Source organism: Methylobacterium trifolii, from assembly GCF_022179685.1.
GTDB lineage: Bacteria > Pseudomonadota > Alphaproteobacteria > Rhizobiales > Beijerinckiaceae > Methylobacterium > Methylobacterium trifolii.
This window is the reverse complement of sequence record NZ_BPRB01000006.1, coordinates 12,290-28,290: the sequence shown is the minus strand read 5'-3', so window position 1 is coordinate 28,290 and position 16,001 is coordinate 12,290. Positions and strand designations below refer to the sequence as shown.

Sequence of the window (16,001 nt, the reverse complement as noted above, 5' to 3'; positions counted from 1 at the left end):
TGATCGAACTCGCCGAGGGTGTCGGCGAGGACGAGGTCCGCGCCAAGACCGAGGCCGAGTACACCGTCGCGCTCGCCGCGTAGCTTCCGTCCCGCTCCCCTCTGCGGGGGAGGGTGGCCGTCGGCTCACGCGAGGGTCGGGAGAGGGGAGCGACGGTGTCGGATACAGCGCTTTCCTCCTTCGATCCTCGTGTGGCGAAGGCCACCCTCCCCGGCAAAGGGCAAGGCAACGTCCAGGCCGTGACCAGCGTATCGATCCCGCCGATCTGTAAGCAAAACATCGAAATCCGAATCGCCTGTTGCACGCAAGCAACGTCTGTGACTGGAATGCGACAAGCATTCGTGTGACCAGAGAACGTATGGTGGTGCATTCATTTCGAAATTGACTTGCGGGCTGGCTGATCGACAATAGCATTACAAGACTGGTCCAGCAGTATCACGCACGCTCGAAGGCACGCCGCCTGCGACACCCTGCGAAGATTCCGGCTGCCGGCGTCTTGCGGGATGCGACGATCTTCAAAAGAAGACCGGGGGGCGAAGTGACGAGCGTGAAGAATTCCTTTCTGTGCTCAGCGGCCATGCTGGCGCTGATCCCGGCCGCGAGCGCGGCCGACCTGCCCGTCAAGAAGGCGGCGCCGATCGAGTACGTCCGAGTCTGCTCCACCTTCGGCGCGGGCTTCTTCTACATTCCCGGGACGGACACCTGCATCCGCCTCTCGGGCCGGGCGCGGGCCGAGTACGGCTACCAGCAGAACTTCCAGCGCAACGTCGGCCTGGGCGACCAGTCCATGTATCGCGGCCAGATGCGCATCAACATCGATGCCCGCACGCAGACCGATTACGGCACCCTGCGCGCCTTCATCCGGACCGAAGCGTCGAGCCGCACCGGCAACTTCATGTGGTCGGGCACCCTGCAGCGGATCGCGAAAGCCTTCCCCGCCACCGGCGTGGACCAGTACAACCGGGTCCAGCAGCAGTTCGACGTGGACAAGGCGTTCATCCAGTTCGCGGGCTTCACAGCCGGCCGCGCCTCGTCGTTCTTCGACTTCTACGCCCACGACTTCGAGATCATCGGCGTGTCGCACGGCTCTGACGTGTCGGCGACCAACCTGCTCGCCTACACCGCCCAGATGGGCAACGGCTTCTCGGCCACCCTGTCGATGGAGGACCCGAGCTTCCGCAAGACCGGCATCTACTCGTCGGCTGTCGCCGCTGCCGGCGGTCCGGTCGGCAGTTCGACGGCGGCCACCTTCGCCATCACGAGCTCGCCGACCCCGGTCTTCCTCGGCTACGGAGCGGACGGCACCCCGACGGGGGTCGGCTTCGTCGACGTGATCGAGCGCAACCGCATGCCCGATTTCGTCGCCGCCCTGCGCAACGACGGAGCCTGGGGCTCGGCCCAGATCTCGGGCGCGGTCAAGGACGTGAACACCGGCAACTACATCGCCGGCGGATACCTCGGCACCGCCGCCGGCGCGCCCCTTACCACCGCGAACGCGCTGGCCCGGATGCGGCCCGCCACCGAATACGGCTGGGCGATCCAGGGCGGCGTGAAGTTCAACCTGCCGATGATCGCCCCGGGCGACACCCTCTACCTCCAGGCCGCCTACGCGGAGGGCGGCACCCAGTATACCGGCGTGCAGTTCTTCACCGCCGGCTACATCACCGCCGCGCGGCCGTTCCAAGGCGCCTCGTTCTCCCAGTACCTGCCCGACGCGACCCTGAACCCGCTGACCGGCAAGCTCCAGCTCGTCGAGACCATCTCGGCGGTGGCCTCCTACCTGCATTACTGGTCGCCGCAATGGCGCTCGGCGTTCTTCGGGTCCTATGCCGAGATCAACTTCGCGCGCGGTGCGCGCTTCGCGCAGGGCGTCGCCAGCGTCGTCGGCGGCACCACCATCGCCAACTCGCCGGGCCTGCCGACCTCGCCGGGATACGCCTTCAACGAGACCCTTCGCGACAGCCGGCAATACTATGTCGGCGCCAGCCTGATCTGGTCGCCCGTGCGCGACCTCGATATCGGCCTGGAGGGCATCTACGACAACACCGTTCTGCGCAACGGCCGCGTGATCGACCAGAACAAGAACCCCGGCGCCGTCGTCGCCAGCCTCAGCGCGACCGGCGTGCCGCTGAATGCCGGCGGCGTCCCGATCCGGACCGTCAACAACACGGACACCTTCCAGATCCGCGCCCGCATGCAGAGGGATTTTTAGAACAATCGCCCTCTCGAATTCGACGCCGCGCCCGATCGAACCGGGCGCGGCTCATCGGTCGTAAGGCGGACGCCCTACACATCGGACGAAAAGTCAGTCCTCGCGATTGTGGGCCCGTGTCTTTGCTGATGCAGTCGCGAGCCAAAAGAAACAGGAGGCACGCCATGCCCAGCCCGACCCTCGAAGCCGCCATCGGCGGCGAAGTCGCCGAGACCACCACGACCTCGCCGGACCAGGTCCATCGTCTGGTCGCGCGCGCGCGCGAGGCACAGGCCGTGTTCGAGACCTTCCCGCAGGAGCGCGTGGACGCGATCGTGCGGGACTTCGGCAAGTACGTCTACGACAACGCCGAGGCGCTGGCGGGCATGGCCCACAAGGAGACGGGCCTCGGCGTCTACGAGGACAAGGTCCTCAAGGCCAAGGGCAAGGCCCGGGTCATCTGGAACAACCTCAAGGGCAAGGTCTCCCGCGGCATCATCGGCGAGGATGCGGAGGCCAACCTCGTGCTCGTGGCCAAGCCCATGGGCGTGGTCGGCGCCGTCTGCCCGGTCACTAACCCGATCGTGACGCCGATGTGCAACGCGATGTTCGCCCTTAAGGCCGGCAACGCCATCATCTTCGCCCCCCACCCCAAGGCGGACGATTCCACCTGGCATCTCACCAAGGAATACCAGCGCATCGTGCGCGAGCACGGCGGCCCGGACCACTTGGTCCAGGCCGTACGGCACGGTTCGGTCGAGACGACGCAGACCCTAATGAAGGCGGTCGACGTGGTGGTCGCCACGGGTGGCGGCGCGATGGTCAAGTCGGCCTATTCCTCGGGCAAGCCCTCCTTCGGCGTCGGGGCCGGCAACGTACCGGTGGTGATCGACCGGGGCGTCGACCTCAAGGACGCGGCCGAAAAGATCGTCGCGGGCGCCTCATTCGACAACGGCATCATCTGCTCGCACGAGCAGTTCGTCCTGACGCCGGAGGAACAATACGCGGACACGCTCGAGGCCTTCCGCGCCACGGGCAAGGTCTGGTTCACCGACGACCCGGCCGAGATCGACCGGATTCGCGCGGTGGTGTTCCACCACGGCCACCTCAACAAGGACGTGGTCGGCCGCTCCGCCCAGGAGATCGGCGCCAAGGCCGGGCTCGCGGTGCCAGACACGGCCCGCATCATCCTGGTGCCGGCCATCGGCGCCGGGACCGACGACATCCTGGCCAAGGAGAAGCTCTGCCCGGTCGTGGCGATCCTGCCCTACAAGACCTTCGAGGAGGCCGTCGAGAAGGCCAAGGCGAACCTGCTGGTGGAGGGCGCCGGGCATTCGGCGGCGCTGCATTCGCACGACGAGGCGCATATCCGCGCCATGGGCCTGGCGCTGCCGATCAGCCGGCTCGTCGTCAACCAGTCCTCCGCGCTCACGGCCGGCGGCTCGCTGACGAACGGCTTCGCGCCGACGACGACGCTGGGCTGCGGCTCATGGGGCGGGAACTCGATCTCGGAGAACCTCGACTACAAGCACCTGATGAACGTCTCGCGGATCGGCAAGGTGATCGCGCACCGGGCCGTGCCGACCGACGCCGAGATCTGGGCGGCCTGAGCCGGGAGCCCGGACGGCCTCAGGGCCCTGGGCCGCCCGCTCAGGCGGCGGCGGGCGCGAGCAACGGCGGCGCGCCCGCTGCCTCCCGGTGCTCCGCGGCCGGGGCCTCGTCGCGGCAGACGGCCAGGACCGCCGAGAGCGCCTCGTTGAGGGAGGTAGCGAGGATATCCGCGGAGGTCGCCCGGCGCAGGCGCTCCAGGGTCGCCGGGTCCCGCTCGCGCCAGAAGCCGACGAGGATGCGTACGCTTGGCACCGCGGCGCGGGCCTGCCGAACCGTGAAGCGGATCTGCGAGAGGCTCACCGGCTCCAGGTAGGAGAAGCAGATCAGGGCGATCTCGCCCGTCGCCTCCGGCCGCTCGCCAGCCCGGATCGCGGCCAGCGACATCACCTGCGAGGCGAGACCGTGCCGGGCGAGGATCTGGCTCAGCATCAGGGTGGCGGCCTCGTCGAAGGGGCCGCGGCTGGAGACGCACAGCACCGGCGCCTTGCCCCGCCAGGCCGGCGGCAGGTCCTGCGGACCCAGCACGATGCCCGCCGCCTGACGGTCCGGCCCTGCGGCGGCGACGGCCGCGGCCGTCTCCCGGCCGCCGCTGCGCGCGGCCCCCTTCCGGACCCGGCGCGCGACGGGGGCGTTGCCGAGGCGCGCCACGACCGTGCGGATCGCGACGCCGACCTCGTCCTGCCGTTCGCGGTCGAGGGTGCCGCGGGAGAGGTCCTCCTGCGCCAGCAGCAGGCCCGCCAGCACCACTTCGTCGTAATAGGTGACGAGAGCCCGCTCCTTGAGGAACTGCCGCCCTTGCTCGATCGCCTCCGCGGGGTCGTTGGCGAGCATGCGCTGGTAGAATATCTCCGGCGGAGCGAGCGCCGGCTGGTCGCCGAGCAGCACGTCGAGATACCAGAGCCGCTCCACGTGTCGGCCGAGCACCACGAGGCAGACGGTGAGCGGGGTCGCCAGCACGAGGCCGATCGGCCCCCAGAGGAAGGTCCAGATCGTCGCCGACAGGATCACGGCGATGGGCGAGAGCCCCGTCGAGTGGCCGTAGAGAAGGGGTTCGATCACGTGGCCGGCAATCGGCTCGACCACGAGGAAGAGGGCGGCCGTGTAGATCACCATGCTCCAGCCGGGATCGACCGCGCCGGCGATGACGAGAGGCAGCAGCGCTCCGATGGCCGCGCCGACATAGGGCACGAAGCGCAGGATCGCTGCGATGACGCCGAACAAGGTCGGGCTCGGCAGGCCGATGAGCCAGAGCCCGACGCCGATCACCAAGCCGAAGGCGACGTTGAGGGCGAGCTGCGCCAGGAAGAACCGGCTGAGCCGGCTGGCGGCGTCGTCGATCGCCGCCGTGGTGCGGCGCAGGTCGCCGGAGCCGGCCAGCCGGATGGCGCGGTTCCGCAAATCCTCGCGCTGCAGCAGGATGAAGATCGTGAACAGCAGGATCAGGCCGGTGGTGGCCAGCGGATGCAGGATCGGCCCGGCGAAGGTCTGGACCGTCTCCAGCACCCCGGCCTTGGCGGCCTTGATCTCCACCGTGAACGGGTGGCCCGCGGAGCCGGGCGTGCCCTGGCGCTCGACGGGCGGGGGCGGCTGGAGGGCGGTGCCGAGGTCCTGCACCATGTCGACGATGCGCGAGAGCGTGCCCGTCCCCGCGGTGGCGCCGCGCAACGCCTTGATTTTCTCCTGCATCACCATCGAGTAGCGCGGCAGGTCGGCGGCGAGCTGCGCGCCCTCGCTGGCGATCAGGCTGCCGATGCCGAACAGAGCGCCGAAGACCACGACGACCACGAGCAGCACCGCCGGCACCCGCGGCACGCGGATGCGCCGAAGGATCCGTACGGCCGGCACGAGGACGAAGCTGAGGAGGATGGCCAGCGTCACCGGCACGAGGATGTCGCGCCCGAAATACAGCGCCGCCATCCCGCCCGCGATCAGCAGGAACGAGGCGAGGGCGACGATGACCGGCAGGCCGTGCTTCAGCCGCTGCGCGGTGACGGGATCGTCGCTCATGGATACGCTCCGCTACGCTTCCTGAAGGCCGGGCCGGCCCTCAACCCGCCTGCGCGGTCTCGCCGAGGGCCGCGCTGATCTGGCTGAGCAGCTTGGAGAAATCGACGGGCTTGGGATGATAGTCGTCGCAGCCGGCCTGGATCGCCTTGTCGCGGTCGCCCGACATCGCATGGGCGGTGAGCGCGATGATCGGGATGGCCCGCGTTTCGGCGCCCGCCTTGAGGGCACGTGCGGCCGACCAGCCATCGAGCACCGGCAGGTTCATGTCGAGCAGGATCACGTCCGGCTGCGCCGCACGCGCCTGCCGCACGCCGGCCTCCCCGTCATGGGCCAGGATCACCTCGTAGCCGCGGCGCTTGAGCCGGCGGGAGAGGAAGTCCCAGATCTCCTCGTGATCCTCGACCAGCAGAATCTTCGGCATCGGCTCCCACCCCTCGACGCAAGCCGCCGCGCGTCGGTCGACAACGCGCGGCGGTGCACAATCGCCCAAACCCTGGTGGCATATCGCCGACCGGAGGGAAATCCGGCTCGACCGCCTTCGCCGCCCTTGCAGGAAACCAATGCGGTCGGGCTGTCGCTCACTCTCCGTCTTCGAGATGGAAATGCACGTTCTCGATGTTGGCCCGCTCGAAGGCCTGCATCACGTGCTGGTAGGAGCGCTCCATCTCGGTGGCCGCGTCACCGGGGGTGTCCTCCGGCTTCAGGACGAACATCAGCATCGAGCGGCCGGTCACGTCGTAGCGTTCACCCGAATTGAAGCTGGCGACCTCCTGGCTGTCGGGCAGGTTGGTGTCGAGCAGCCGCGTCCAGGCCGAGCCGCCGACCGAGTCCGGCAGGGTGAACTGCACCAGGTCGTGGTAGGCGTTGTACATGATGAGCAGGGTGGCATCGCCACCGCGGCGGTGGATGCCGCTGGCCTGGGCACGGCCGTCGAGGAGCACGGCCAGCGACCGGGCACCGCCGTCGCTCCAGTTCTCGCCCTCCATCTCGCCGCCGTCGGGGCGCAGCCAGGTCACGTCCTTGACGCCGAACTCCTCGTCGTAGCGCCCGGTGAGGAAGCGGCCGCGGCTGAGGATCGGCAGGGCGTTGCGCAGCAGGATCAGGCGCTGCGTGAACTCGGCCAGATCCCGCTCCTCGGCGCCCACCGCCCCCCAGTCGATCCAGGAGACCTCGTTGTCCTGGCAATAGGCGTTGTTGTTGCCGTTCTGGGTCCTGGCGAACTCGTCGCCGGCGAGCAGCATCGGCGTGCCGCGGGACAGGAACAGGGTCGCCAGCATGTTGCGCATCTGGCGCAGGCGTACGGCGCGGATCGGCGGGTCGTCGGTCGGCCCTTCGACACCGTAATTGTACGAAAGGTTGTGCGAGTGTCCGTCGCGGTTGTTCTCGCCGTTCGCCTCGTTGTGCTTGTCGTTGTAGGCGACGGTGTCGTGCAGGGTGAATCCGTCATGCGCCGTGAGGAAGTTGACGGACGCCCAGGGCTTGCGGCCGCGCTTGTCGAACTTGTCGGCCGAACCGGTGATGCGCGAGGCGAGGTCCGGCAGCAGGCCCTCGTCGCCCTTCCAATACCCTCTGACGTCGTCGCGAAACCGGTCGTTCCACTCGGCCCAGCCGGGGGGGAAGCCGCCGACCTGATAGCCGCCCGGGCCGCAATCCCAGGGCTCGGCGATGAGCTTGACCGAGTTGAGCACCGGGTCCTGGCGGCAGGTGTCGAGGAAGCCGCCGCCCTCGTCGAAGCCGTGCGGCTCGCGGCCGAGGATGGTGGCGAGGTCGAAGCGGAAGCCGTCGACCCGCATCTCGGTGGCCCAGTAGCGCAGAGAATCGGTCACGAGCTGGAGCACGCGGGGGTGCGAGAGGTTGAAGGTGTTCCCCGTGCCGGTATCGTTGATGTAGTAGCGCTGCTCGCCCGGCAGGAGCCGGTAGTAGGAGGCGTTGTCGATGCCCTTGAACGAGAGCGTCGGGCCCTTCTCGTTGCCCTCGGCCGTGTGGTTGTAGACCACGTCGAGGATCACTTCGAGGCCGGCCCCGTGGAGGCGGGCCACCATCTCCTTGAACTCGGAGAAGGCGAAGTCCGGCACCGCGGCGTATCGCCGGGCGGGCGTGAAGAACGAGATGGTGTTGTAGCCCCAGTAGTTCACCAGTCCCTTCTCCTGCAGGTAGTCGTCCTGCACGAAGGAATGGACCGGCAGCAGTTCGACCGCCGTGACGCCGAGGCTCTTGATGTAGTCGAGCACGTCCGGCGTGCCGAGGCCGGCATAGGTGCCGCGAAGCTTTTCCGGCACGCGGGGATGGAGCTTGGTCAGGCCCTTCACGTGAGCCTCGTAGACGATGGTCTTCTCCCACGGGATGCTGGGCTTGCGGTAGGCGCCCCAGGTGAAGGCCGGGTCGATCACGCGGGAGCGCCGGGTGTAGGGGCCGCTGTCGCGCTCGTCGAAGGTGAGGTCGTCCCCCGTCTCCATCTTGTAGCCGAACAGGGCCGGGTTCCACTCGATGGAGCCGACGAGACCCTTGGCGTAGGGGTCGATCAGGAGCTTGTTGTGGTTGAAGCGGTGGCCCGCCTTCGGCTCGTAGGGGCCGTGCACGCGGTAGCCGTAGATCGTGCCGGGGCGCGCATCCGGCAGGTAACCGTGCCAGACCTCGTCGGTGTACTCGGGCAGGTCGATCCGCTCGATCTCCTTCTCGCCCGCGTCGTCGAACAGGCAGAGTTCGACCCGCGTGGCATGCGCAGAGAACAGGGCGAAATTCACGCCGAGCCCGTCCCAGGTGGCGCCACGGGGATAGGGCAGGCCTTCCTGGATGCGCGAGCGGGCGGCGCGGGTCTGGGTCGTCGATCGGGTCTGGTCGGCCATGCTCACTCCAAAACTCGGGACCATCCTGAACGCCCCCGACCGCCATGCGCGCGGCGGCCGGGCGCCCGAGCCGGTTTGTGAACGTGCCGGCTCTGGCGAAGCTCCGCCGCAGCGCAAATTTTTGCGATGCAGCAAGAGGCTGCCGTGCGACCGGTCGTCGGGGCGCCCGTCGGGCCGGCGTCACATTTCGACCATGCCGGGCCAATAGCCCCTGCCCAGGCTCATTCCTTGAGCACGGCTGCGAAACGGCTCAGCGAGCGGGATCGGGACATGGTGGAGACGGCCGGCTTCTCGGCGGCACGCAGGATCGCGGCGGACGATTCCGATCCGGCCGATCGCGCGGTGTTCGATGCCCCCAAGGCCGGCGCCCGGCAGGCCGACATCCGCGGCCTGGGACGGCGCAGCCTGGAATTCGGCATCACGGCCCTGCAGGAGGTGATCGGCTCGATGGAGGGCGCCTTCGGCGACGCCTTCGAGCGGGCCGTGCACCAGATCCTCGACACGAGGGGCCGGGTCATCGTCTGCGGGATCGGCAAGAGCGGGCATGTCGGGCGCAAGCTCGCCGCGACCCTGGCCTCCACCGGCACCCACGCCTTCTTCGTGCACCCCACCGAGGCGAGCCACGGCGACCTCGGCATGATCGCCCCAGACGACGCGATCATCGCCCTGTCCTGGTCCGGCGAGACGGCCGAACTCGGCGACCTCGTCAGCTTCTCGCGCCGGTTCTCGATCCCGCTCATCGCCATCACCAGCAATCCCGGCAGCACGCTCGGCCGCGCCGCCGACATCCTGCTCGCCCTGCCGAAGGTGCGCGAATCCTGCCCGCACGAGCTGGCGCCCACCACCTCGACCCTGATCCAGCTCGCGCTGGGCGATGCCCTCGCCGTGGCTCTGGTCGAGCAGCGCGGCTTCACGCCGGCCCGCTTCAAGACCCTGCATCCGGGCGGGACACTGGCCGCGCGCCTCAAGACCGTGCGCCAGCTGATGCACACGGGCGACGAGATCCCCCTGGTGCGCGACGGGCTGGTGATGTCCCGCGTGCTGATCGAGATCTCGGCCCGGCGCTACGGCTGCGTCGGCGTGGTCGACGGCGACGGGCGCATGGCCGGCATCGTCACCGACGGCGATCTGCGCCGCCACATGGGCCCGGCGATCCTCGACACCCCGGTGCGGTCGGTGATGACCGCCGACCCCGTCGTGGTCGAACCGGACCTGCTGGCCAGCGCCGCCCTGGAACTGATGAACCGCAAGCGCATCACTGCGATCTTCGTCGTGGTGGAGGGCCGCCCGGTCGGCATCCTCCACGTCCACGACCTGCTGCGCGCCGGGATCGTCTGACGTCCCGACCTGTCGTGGTCGGAGCCCTCACGCGATCCCGAGCACCCGGATCAGCGTCAGGCTGATCGCGATCAGGACCACGAGGGAGCCCGTCACCGCCAGGGTGACGCGGCCGCCGACGCGGGCGAGCACCCGCACGTCCACGCCGAGGCCGAGCGCCGCCATCGAGACCACGGTGAGAAAGCCCGCGAACTGCGTCACCGGCCGGGAGGCGGCGTCGGGGATCAGCCCGAGGGAGCGGATCGAGGCCAGCAACAGGAAGCCGACGATGAACCAGGGCACGAGCCTGGTCAGGCTCAGGCGCCCGGGCTTCGGCTTGGCCGTCCCTCCCTCCTGCGGCAGGCGCGAGGCCAGGAGCGAGAACGCCACCACCACCGGGCCGAGCATCAGGACGCGCACCAGCTTCACCAGCGTGCCGACCTGGGTGCTCATCAGCCCGACCGGCACGGTGGCGGCCAGCACCTGCGGCACGGCGTAGACGGTGAGCCCCGCGAGGACGCCGTACTGGTGCTCGGACAGGCCGGCGAGCGGCACGAACAGGGGCAGGCCCAGGACCATCAGCACGCCGAGGACGGCAGTGAAGGCGATCGATGCCGCCACGTCCTTGCTATCGGCACCGATCACCGGCGCCACCGCGGCGATGGCCGAGTTGCCGCAGATGGAGTTGCCGCAGGCGACCAGGATCGCCATCCGTGCCGGCAGCTTGAGCGCGCGGCAGATGCCGTAGCTCGCCGCGATCGCGAGCCCCACCGTCCCGACGATGCCGGCGAGCAGCGCCGGGCCGGAGGCGACGATCGCCCCGAGGCTGATCGAGGCGCCGAGCAGGGTGACGGCCACTTCGAGCAGCTGCTTGGCGCTGAAGGCGATCCCCGCCCGGAAGCGCTCGCCCGGCTGCCAGGCGCTGCGTAAGGCGATCCCCATCAGGATCGCGATCACGAGCGCCTCGATGTAGGGATGCCCGAAGCTGCGCTCCTCGACCATCTGCAGGCAGATCGCGACGGCGGTGATCGCGAGGCAGAGGAGGATGCCGGGCAGCACCGAGGGCATCGCGCCGGCCCCGGATTCACGCCGCATCGATGCCTCCTTCGGGGTCGCCTGGGCGGTCATAGGGTCCTCCCGGGGCCGCCCAGGAAAAATCTTCCGCCCGGCCCGATCCAGGGAGAAGACAGCTCTCCGAACCGGGAGAAGTTCGGAAGACGCATCCATTGATCGGAGCGTGGCCGAGGGCGACATTCCCGTCCATGAGCACGAGTTCCGAGACCCGCGCGGTCGCGTTCGATCCCTTCGGCGAGCCCGTCGAATTCGCACGGTCCTACGCGACCGAGCAGGGCGACCGGCGTGCGCGCAATGCGGCGATCGCGGTGTTCTGGACGCTGGCCCTGCTCCTGACCGCCGGGCGCGTCTACTTCTGGGACCAGCCGGTCGAGCAGGTCGTCGCCAGCGCGCAGGCCCATGTCGCCGCCGCCTTCTCCACCGTGATCCGCTGAGTCGCGCTCCGGAGCGATCCTGCCTGCACGAAACGGTCCAGGCCCGCTCAATAGGTGGCCGCGAGGTAGGCTGAGATCGCTTTCGCGTCGGCCTCTCCGATCGGCGCGTGATAGACCTTGATCATCTTGGTCACCTCGGCCTCCCAGAAGGCGGCGCCCTTCCCCGGCGGCTGCATCGCGACGTAGTCGGCCGAATGGCAGGTCAGGCAGTTGGCCTGTGCGGCGGCATGTCCGGCCTTGTCGCCCCTGCCCGGCCGGAACTGCGCCATCTCCTCCGGCAGGACATAGTCGCGCGGGGCGGCTGCGGCACTCCCCACCGTGACGACAGCGAGAGCGGCGACGGCCGCGAGAACGTGAGTCGTCATCCTGTAGCCTCCCTTTCAGACCGCCCGCACGCGGACGGTCTCGACCACGTTGCGCATGTAGCCCGCCGGGTTCCACAGCGGTGAGAGAGGTTGGGACTGGCCGATCCGGTTGGTCGCCCGTACCTTGATCGTGTGGGCGCCCGTGGGCAGGTCGGCCCGCAGGCTCCAGGGCCTGAAGGAATAGCGCCCGAGGTCCTGGCCGAGGGCCGCCTCGGTCCAGGTCCGGCCGTCGTCCACGGATACCGCCACGTCCGTGACGCCGTAGCCGCCGTCGAAGGCGATGCCGCGCAGGTCGGTCGGCCCCGCCTTCACCTCCGCGCCCTCAGAAAGGTTGGTGACGAAGGAACGGATGCTGAACCGGCCGATCGGCACCGTCGCGGCGGGCGCCTTGCCCGGCTCGGTACAGGCGCAGGCGTTGGCGGGGATGCGGTAGGCGGATTTCATCCAGAACCCCTCGAAGGGCTTGTCCAGCACCGTGATCGCGTTGAGGTGCTTGACCCAGTAGGTGCCGTAGAAGCCCGGCACCACGAGGCGCAGGGGATAGCCGTTGAGCCAGGGCAGGTCCTCGCCGTTCATGGAAAAGGCCAGCATCACCTCGCCGTCGCGGGCATGGTCGATCTCCAGCGCCTTGGCGAAATCCGGCGTCTCGGGGAGCACCGGCCCGTCAAGCCCCTCGAACGAGACCTGCACGGCGCCTGCCTTCACGCCGGCCCTGTCGAGCACCGCTTTCAAGGGCACGCCGGTCCAGCGGGCATTGCCCATGGCGCCGTTGGCGAGCTGGCCGCCGGCCACCCGCGGTTCCACGAAGCCTCGCGAATTGCCGGAGCACTGGTTGACCGCCACGCGTTCGACGGGCGCCATCGCCTTGAGGTCGGAAAGCGACAGGGACAGAGGTGTGCCGACATGCCCCTTCACGTCGAGCCGGAAGGTATCGGGATCGATCGAGGTCGGGATGTCGGCAAGGTGGTAGCGCACGAAGAAGGCGTCGTTGGGCGTGATGACGCCCTCGTCGAAGACGGAGAACGGCGTCTCCAGTTGCGGCGGCCGGCTCGTCGTCAGAAGCAGCGGGCGCTTGCCCGGATAGGCCACCAGCCGGCGCTCGCCGTTGCCGAAGGGCAGTGTGACACTATCGTCCGCGAGCGCGCGCAGGGGCATCAGCGTGCCCGCGCCGACAGCGAGGACGGAGCGCCCGGCAGCCCTCAGAAAATCCCGTCGGCCGAGATCGGACATCGCTTCCTCCGTGGTCGCCCGTGGCAGGCGCCTTTTTTCGTTTCGCCGTCCCGGTCACCGACGGCCGGGCGGGACCGGCCTCAGCGCAGCACCGAGAGGTAATGCAGGCTCTCGGTGAGGCAGGTGGAGCGCCGCCACTCCACCGGCCGGTCCTCGAGGTCGAAGGCGATCCGGTCGATCTCCAGGGCGGGGGTGCCCGCCTCCACCTCCAGCAGGACCGCTTCGCGCGGGGGCAGGACGACCGCCTTCAAGCGCTCGCTGGCCGTCGCGATGGTGATGCCGAACCGGCTCGCGTAGAGGCTGTAGAGGGTGTTGGGCAGGTCCAGCCCGGCGATGCCCGGAAACAGGGCGACGGGCACGCTGATCGTCTCGATGAGGCAGAGCCGGCCGTCCAGCGCACGCGTCCGCTCGATCCGCACGACGCGGGCCGACCCGGCCAGGGCGAGACGGTCCCGCTCGTCCGCGTTCGCTGCGGCCTCGGCGATGGCGGCGACGCGGCTCGTCGGCATGCCCGTGCCCTCGCCGTCCGGCCGAAGCTTGAAGAAGCGGAACACGCTCTGCTTGTCGTCGTGCTCGGCGACGAAGGTGCCGCGGCCCTGGCGGCGCACCAGCAGGCTGTCGGCGGTCAGCGCGTCGAGGGCCTTGCGCACGGTCCCCTGGCTGACGCCGAGTTCGGCCGCAAGCTGCCCCTCGCTCGGCAGGATCTGGCCGGGCTGCCACACGGCGTCGGCGAGCCGGCGCAGCAGCATGTCGTAGACCTGGCGGTAGAGCGGGCGGAAGCCCACGGCGTCGGGGCGTACCGCGCCGGGAGAGGTGCCTACGCCCGATCGTTCCATCGCGTGCCGACGCGGCTCCCCGTCCCCAGAAGACCCGTCGAACGGTGGTCCCAGCACGGCGTCCCCCTCCCCTCGATACGTCAGCGGCCGGCTCAAAGCGACTCGATCTCGGCCACCAGGGCGTCGGCCACGCTCAATCCCTCGCGGCGCGCACGCGCACGCAGGGCGAGGCGGCGGGCGCCCGGCAGGCGCGCCCCGTCCTGCGCCTCGATCGACCGTGCGAGTTGCGCGAACCGCTGCGGCGCACCAGCGCTCAGGCCCGCGGCATCGATGGCGAGGATGAACTGGCCGGTCCCCGGCGGGTCGCCCTCGGCGTCGAGGAAGGAGGTCGCCTCGGCGGCAAACCGGCCGCCGGTCAGGCCGGCGGCGAGGAGTTCGACCATCAGGGCAAGGGCCGTGCCCTTGGCATCGCCCAGGGGCACCATCGTGCCCTTCAGCGCCTGGGCCGGATCGATCGTCGGGTTCCCATCAGGATCGAGGGCCCAGCCCTCGGGGATCGGCTCGCCGCGCTGCCGGGCGGCCATGATGTTGCCGCGGGCGACCTTCGACAGGGAGAGGTCGACGACGATCGGGGCGCGCCCCGGCAGGGGGCAGGCAAAGGCGATCGGATTGGTGCCGAAGACGGCCGTCGCACCACCCCAGGGCGCCATGGCCGCGGGCGTGTTGGCGAACAGGATCGCGACCAGCCCCTGCCCGGCCAGGGCTTCCACCGGCAGCCCGGCCGCGCCGCAATGGTGCGAGCGCCGAATGCCGGCAGCCGCCACGCCCTGGCGCCGCGCGATCTCGGGCAACCGCTCCACGGCCGCGTCGATGGCGGGGAAGGCGAAGCCGTGGGCGGCGTCGATCGCGAGCAGTCCGGGCTTGGGGTGCTCCACCGAGACCACGGCATCGCCCACTACCTTCCCGGCGCGCACCTGGGCCGCGTAGGCCGGCACCCGCGACAGGCCGTGGCCCTTGAGCCCGTCCGCCTCGGCGCCGACGAGGGCGCGTGCAACGCTCCGGGCTGCGTCCGGGCGGGTGCCGCAGCGGACGAGGGCGTCGGCGGCGAGCCGCCCGGCGGCCTCGACGGTCAGGCTCACCATGGGCTCATCCCTCGCTGAGGTGGCGGCGCACGGCCCGCGCCGTGACGGAGGAGACGCGCACGTTCGATTCTTGCGTCACACCGGCGATGTGCGGCGACAGGATCAGGTTCGGCACGTCGCGGAAGACCGCGCCGGCTTGCGCATCCAGGGGCTCGCGCTCGAACACGTCCAGGGCAGCACCGCCGAGGCGTCCGGCACTCAGGGCGTCGGCCACGGCGGCCTCAATCACGACGCCGCCGCGCGCGGCGTTGATGAGGATCGCGCCGGGGGGCATCCGGGCGATGGCGTCCGCGTCGATCATGCCGCGGGTCTCCTCGGTCAGCGGCACGTGCAGGGAGAGCACGTCGCTGCCTGCGATCAGCGCCTCCAGCGACAGCCGCGCGACCGGGCCGAAGGACGCGGTCCAGGCCGGATCGTCGGCGGGCAGATGCGGATCGTAGGCCGCAAGCGTCATGCCGAGGGCTGCCGCGCGGCGCGCCGTCTCGCGGGCAATGGCGCCGAAGCCGACGAGCCCCAGGCGCTTGCCGGCGATCTCCCGGCCCATCAGGGCGCCCCGCGGCCAGGCACCGGCGGCGACCTGCGCGCTGGCGCCGTAGGCGCCACGCAAGAGCAGCATCGCCGTGCCGAGTACGTACTCGGCCACCGCGCCGTCGTTGGCACCGGTGGCGGGATAGACGGCGATCCCGCGCGCATCGCAGGCGGGCACATCGATGTTGTCGAGGCCGACGCCCAGGCGTCCGACCACCTTGAGGTCGGGCGCCGCAGCGAGCAGGTCGCCACGCACCTGGGTGCGGTTGCGGACGATGACCGCGTCGGCATCATTGAGCGCCGCGCGCAGGGCCTCGGGCCGGTCGACGAGGCCGGAATCGTAGAGCACGTCGAACCCGGACAGCTCCTCCCGGATCGCGGCCTCGTCCATGAACTCGCTGATGACGACCTTGGGCATGTCGCTCCGGCTCGATCGAAAGGATGAGGCCGCCGCGGCACGGGCCGCGGCGGCCGGAGGGG

13 protein-coding genes are annotated in these 16,001 nt (G+C 69.9%); 4 read left to right on the top strand and 9 right to left on the bottom strand.

The features are described from left to right. Positions 1 to 538: 538 nt before the first annotated feature. Together COGEMETH_RS00605 and COGEMETH_RS00600 are read left to right on the top strand one after the other, a co-directional pair. Positions 539 to 2,212 (top strand): porin, encoded by a 1,674-nt coding sequence (locus tag COGEMETH_RS00605; RefSeq protein WP_373875285.1) that lies wholly within the window; start codon positions 539 to 541, stop codon positions 2,210 to 2,212. 164 nt (positions 2,213 to 2,376) lie between these two features. Then, entirely contained in the window at positions 2,377 to 3,801 is a 1,425-nt protein-coding gene (locus COGEMETH_RS00600; protein ID WP_238180680.1) for an aldehyde dehydrogenase family protein, read from the top strand. Positions 3,802 to 3,841: 40 nt separating this feature from the next. On the opposite strand, the gene COGEMETH_RS00595 is transcribed toward COGEMETH_RS00600, so the two are convergent. The 3 genes from COGEMETH_RS00595 to glgX form a co-directional block, all read right to left on the bottom strand. Further along, a complete protein-coding gene (locus COGEMETH_RS00595) occupies positions 3,842 to 5,809 on the bottom strand; it encodes an AI-2E family transporter (RefSeq protein WP_238180679.1) in 1,968 nt (655 codons plus the stop codon). Between the two features lie 40 nt (positions 5,810 to 5,849). After that, positions 5,850 to 6,230 carry a response regulator gene (locus COGEMETH_RS00590; protein ID WP_238180678.1) on the bottom strand — a complete coding sequence of 127 codons (381 nt, stop codon included), beginning with the start codon at positions 6,228 to 6,230 and terminating at the stop codon, positions 5,850 to 5,852. Between the two features lie 157 nt (positions 6,231 to 6,387). Next, positions 6,388 to 8,655: a glycogen debranching protein GlgX gene (gene glgX, locus COGEMETH_RS00585; protein WP_238180677.1), complete on the bottom strand. Its 2,268-nt coding sequence runs from the start codon at positions 8,653 to 8,655 to the stop codon at positions 6,388 to 6,390. Between the two features lie 270 nt (positions 8,656 to 8,925). Here glgX and COGEMETH_RS00580 point away from each other — a divergent pair, with 270 nt between their 5' ends. After that, positions 8,926 to 9,993 carry a KpsF/GutQ family sugar-phosphate isomerase gene (locus COGEMETH_RS00580; RefSeq protein WP_373875284.1) on the top strand — a complete coding sequence of 356 codons (1,068 nt, stop codon included), beginning with the start codon at positions 8,926 to 8,928 and terminating at the stop codon, positions 9,991 to 9,993. A 27-nt stretch (positions 9,994 to 10,020) separates the two neighbouring features. Here COGEMETH_RS00580 and COGEMETH_RS00575 read toward each other — a convergent pair whose 3' ends face one another. Next, positions 10,021 to 11,100: a YeiH family protein gene (locus tag COGEMETH_RS00575; protein WP_373875283.1), complete on the bottom strand. Its 1,080-nt coding sequence runs from the start codon at positions 11,098 to 11,100 to the stop codon at positions 10,021 to 10,023. Positions 11,101 to 11,234: 134 nt separating this feature from the next. Between COGEMETH_RS00575 and COGEMETH_RS00570 the strand changes: the two genes are divergently transcribed. Continuing rightward, positions 11,235 to 11,480 (top strand): hypothetical protein, encoded by a 246-nt coding sequence (locus COGEMETH_RS00570; protein ID WP_238180675.1) that lies wholly within the window; start codon positions 11,235 to 11,237, stop codon positions 11,478 to 11,480. A 47-nt stretch (positions 11,481 to 11,527) separates the two neighbouring features. Here COGEMETH_RS00570 and sorB read toward each other — a convergent pair whose 3' ends face one another. From sorB to COGEMETH_RS00545, 5 genes are all read right to left on the bottom strand, one after another. After that, entirely contained in the window at positions 11,528 to 11,845 is a 318-nt protein-coding gene (sorB, locus tag COGEMETH_RS00565; protein WP_238180674.1) for a SorB family sulfite dehydrogenase c-type cytochrome subunit, read from the bottom strand. A gap of 15 nt (positions 11,846 to 11,860) precedes the next feature. Further along, positions 11,861 to 13,075, bottom strand: coding sequence for a SorA family sulfite dehydrogenase catalytic subunit (gene sorA, locus COGEMETH_RS00560; protein WP_238180673.1), 1,215 nt, complete (start codon positions 13,073 to 13,075; stop codon positions 11,861 to 11,863). An 80-nt stretch (positions 13,076 to 13,155) separates the two neighbouring features. Next, entirely contained in the window at positions 13,156 to 13,911 is a 756-nt protein-coding gene (locus COGEMETH_RS00555; RefSeq protein WP_238180672.1) for a GntR family transcriptional regulator, read from the bottom strand. 92 nt (positions 13,912 to 14,003) lie between these two features. Beyond that, complete coding sequence (locus COGEMETH_RS00550; protein ID WP_238180671.1) at positions 14,004 to 14,993, bottom strand: Ldh family oxidoreductase; 990 nt, start codon at positions 14,991 to 14,993, stop codon at positions 14,004 to 14,006. A gap of 4 nt (positions 14,994 to 14,997) precedes the next feature. Further along, entirely contained in the window at positions 14,998 to 15,939 is a 942-nt protein-coding gene (locus COGEMETH_RS00545; RefSeq protein WP_238180670.1) for a hydroxyacid dehydrogenase, read from the bottom strand. Positions 15,940 to 16,001 lie beyond the last annotated feature (62 nt).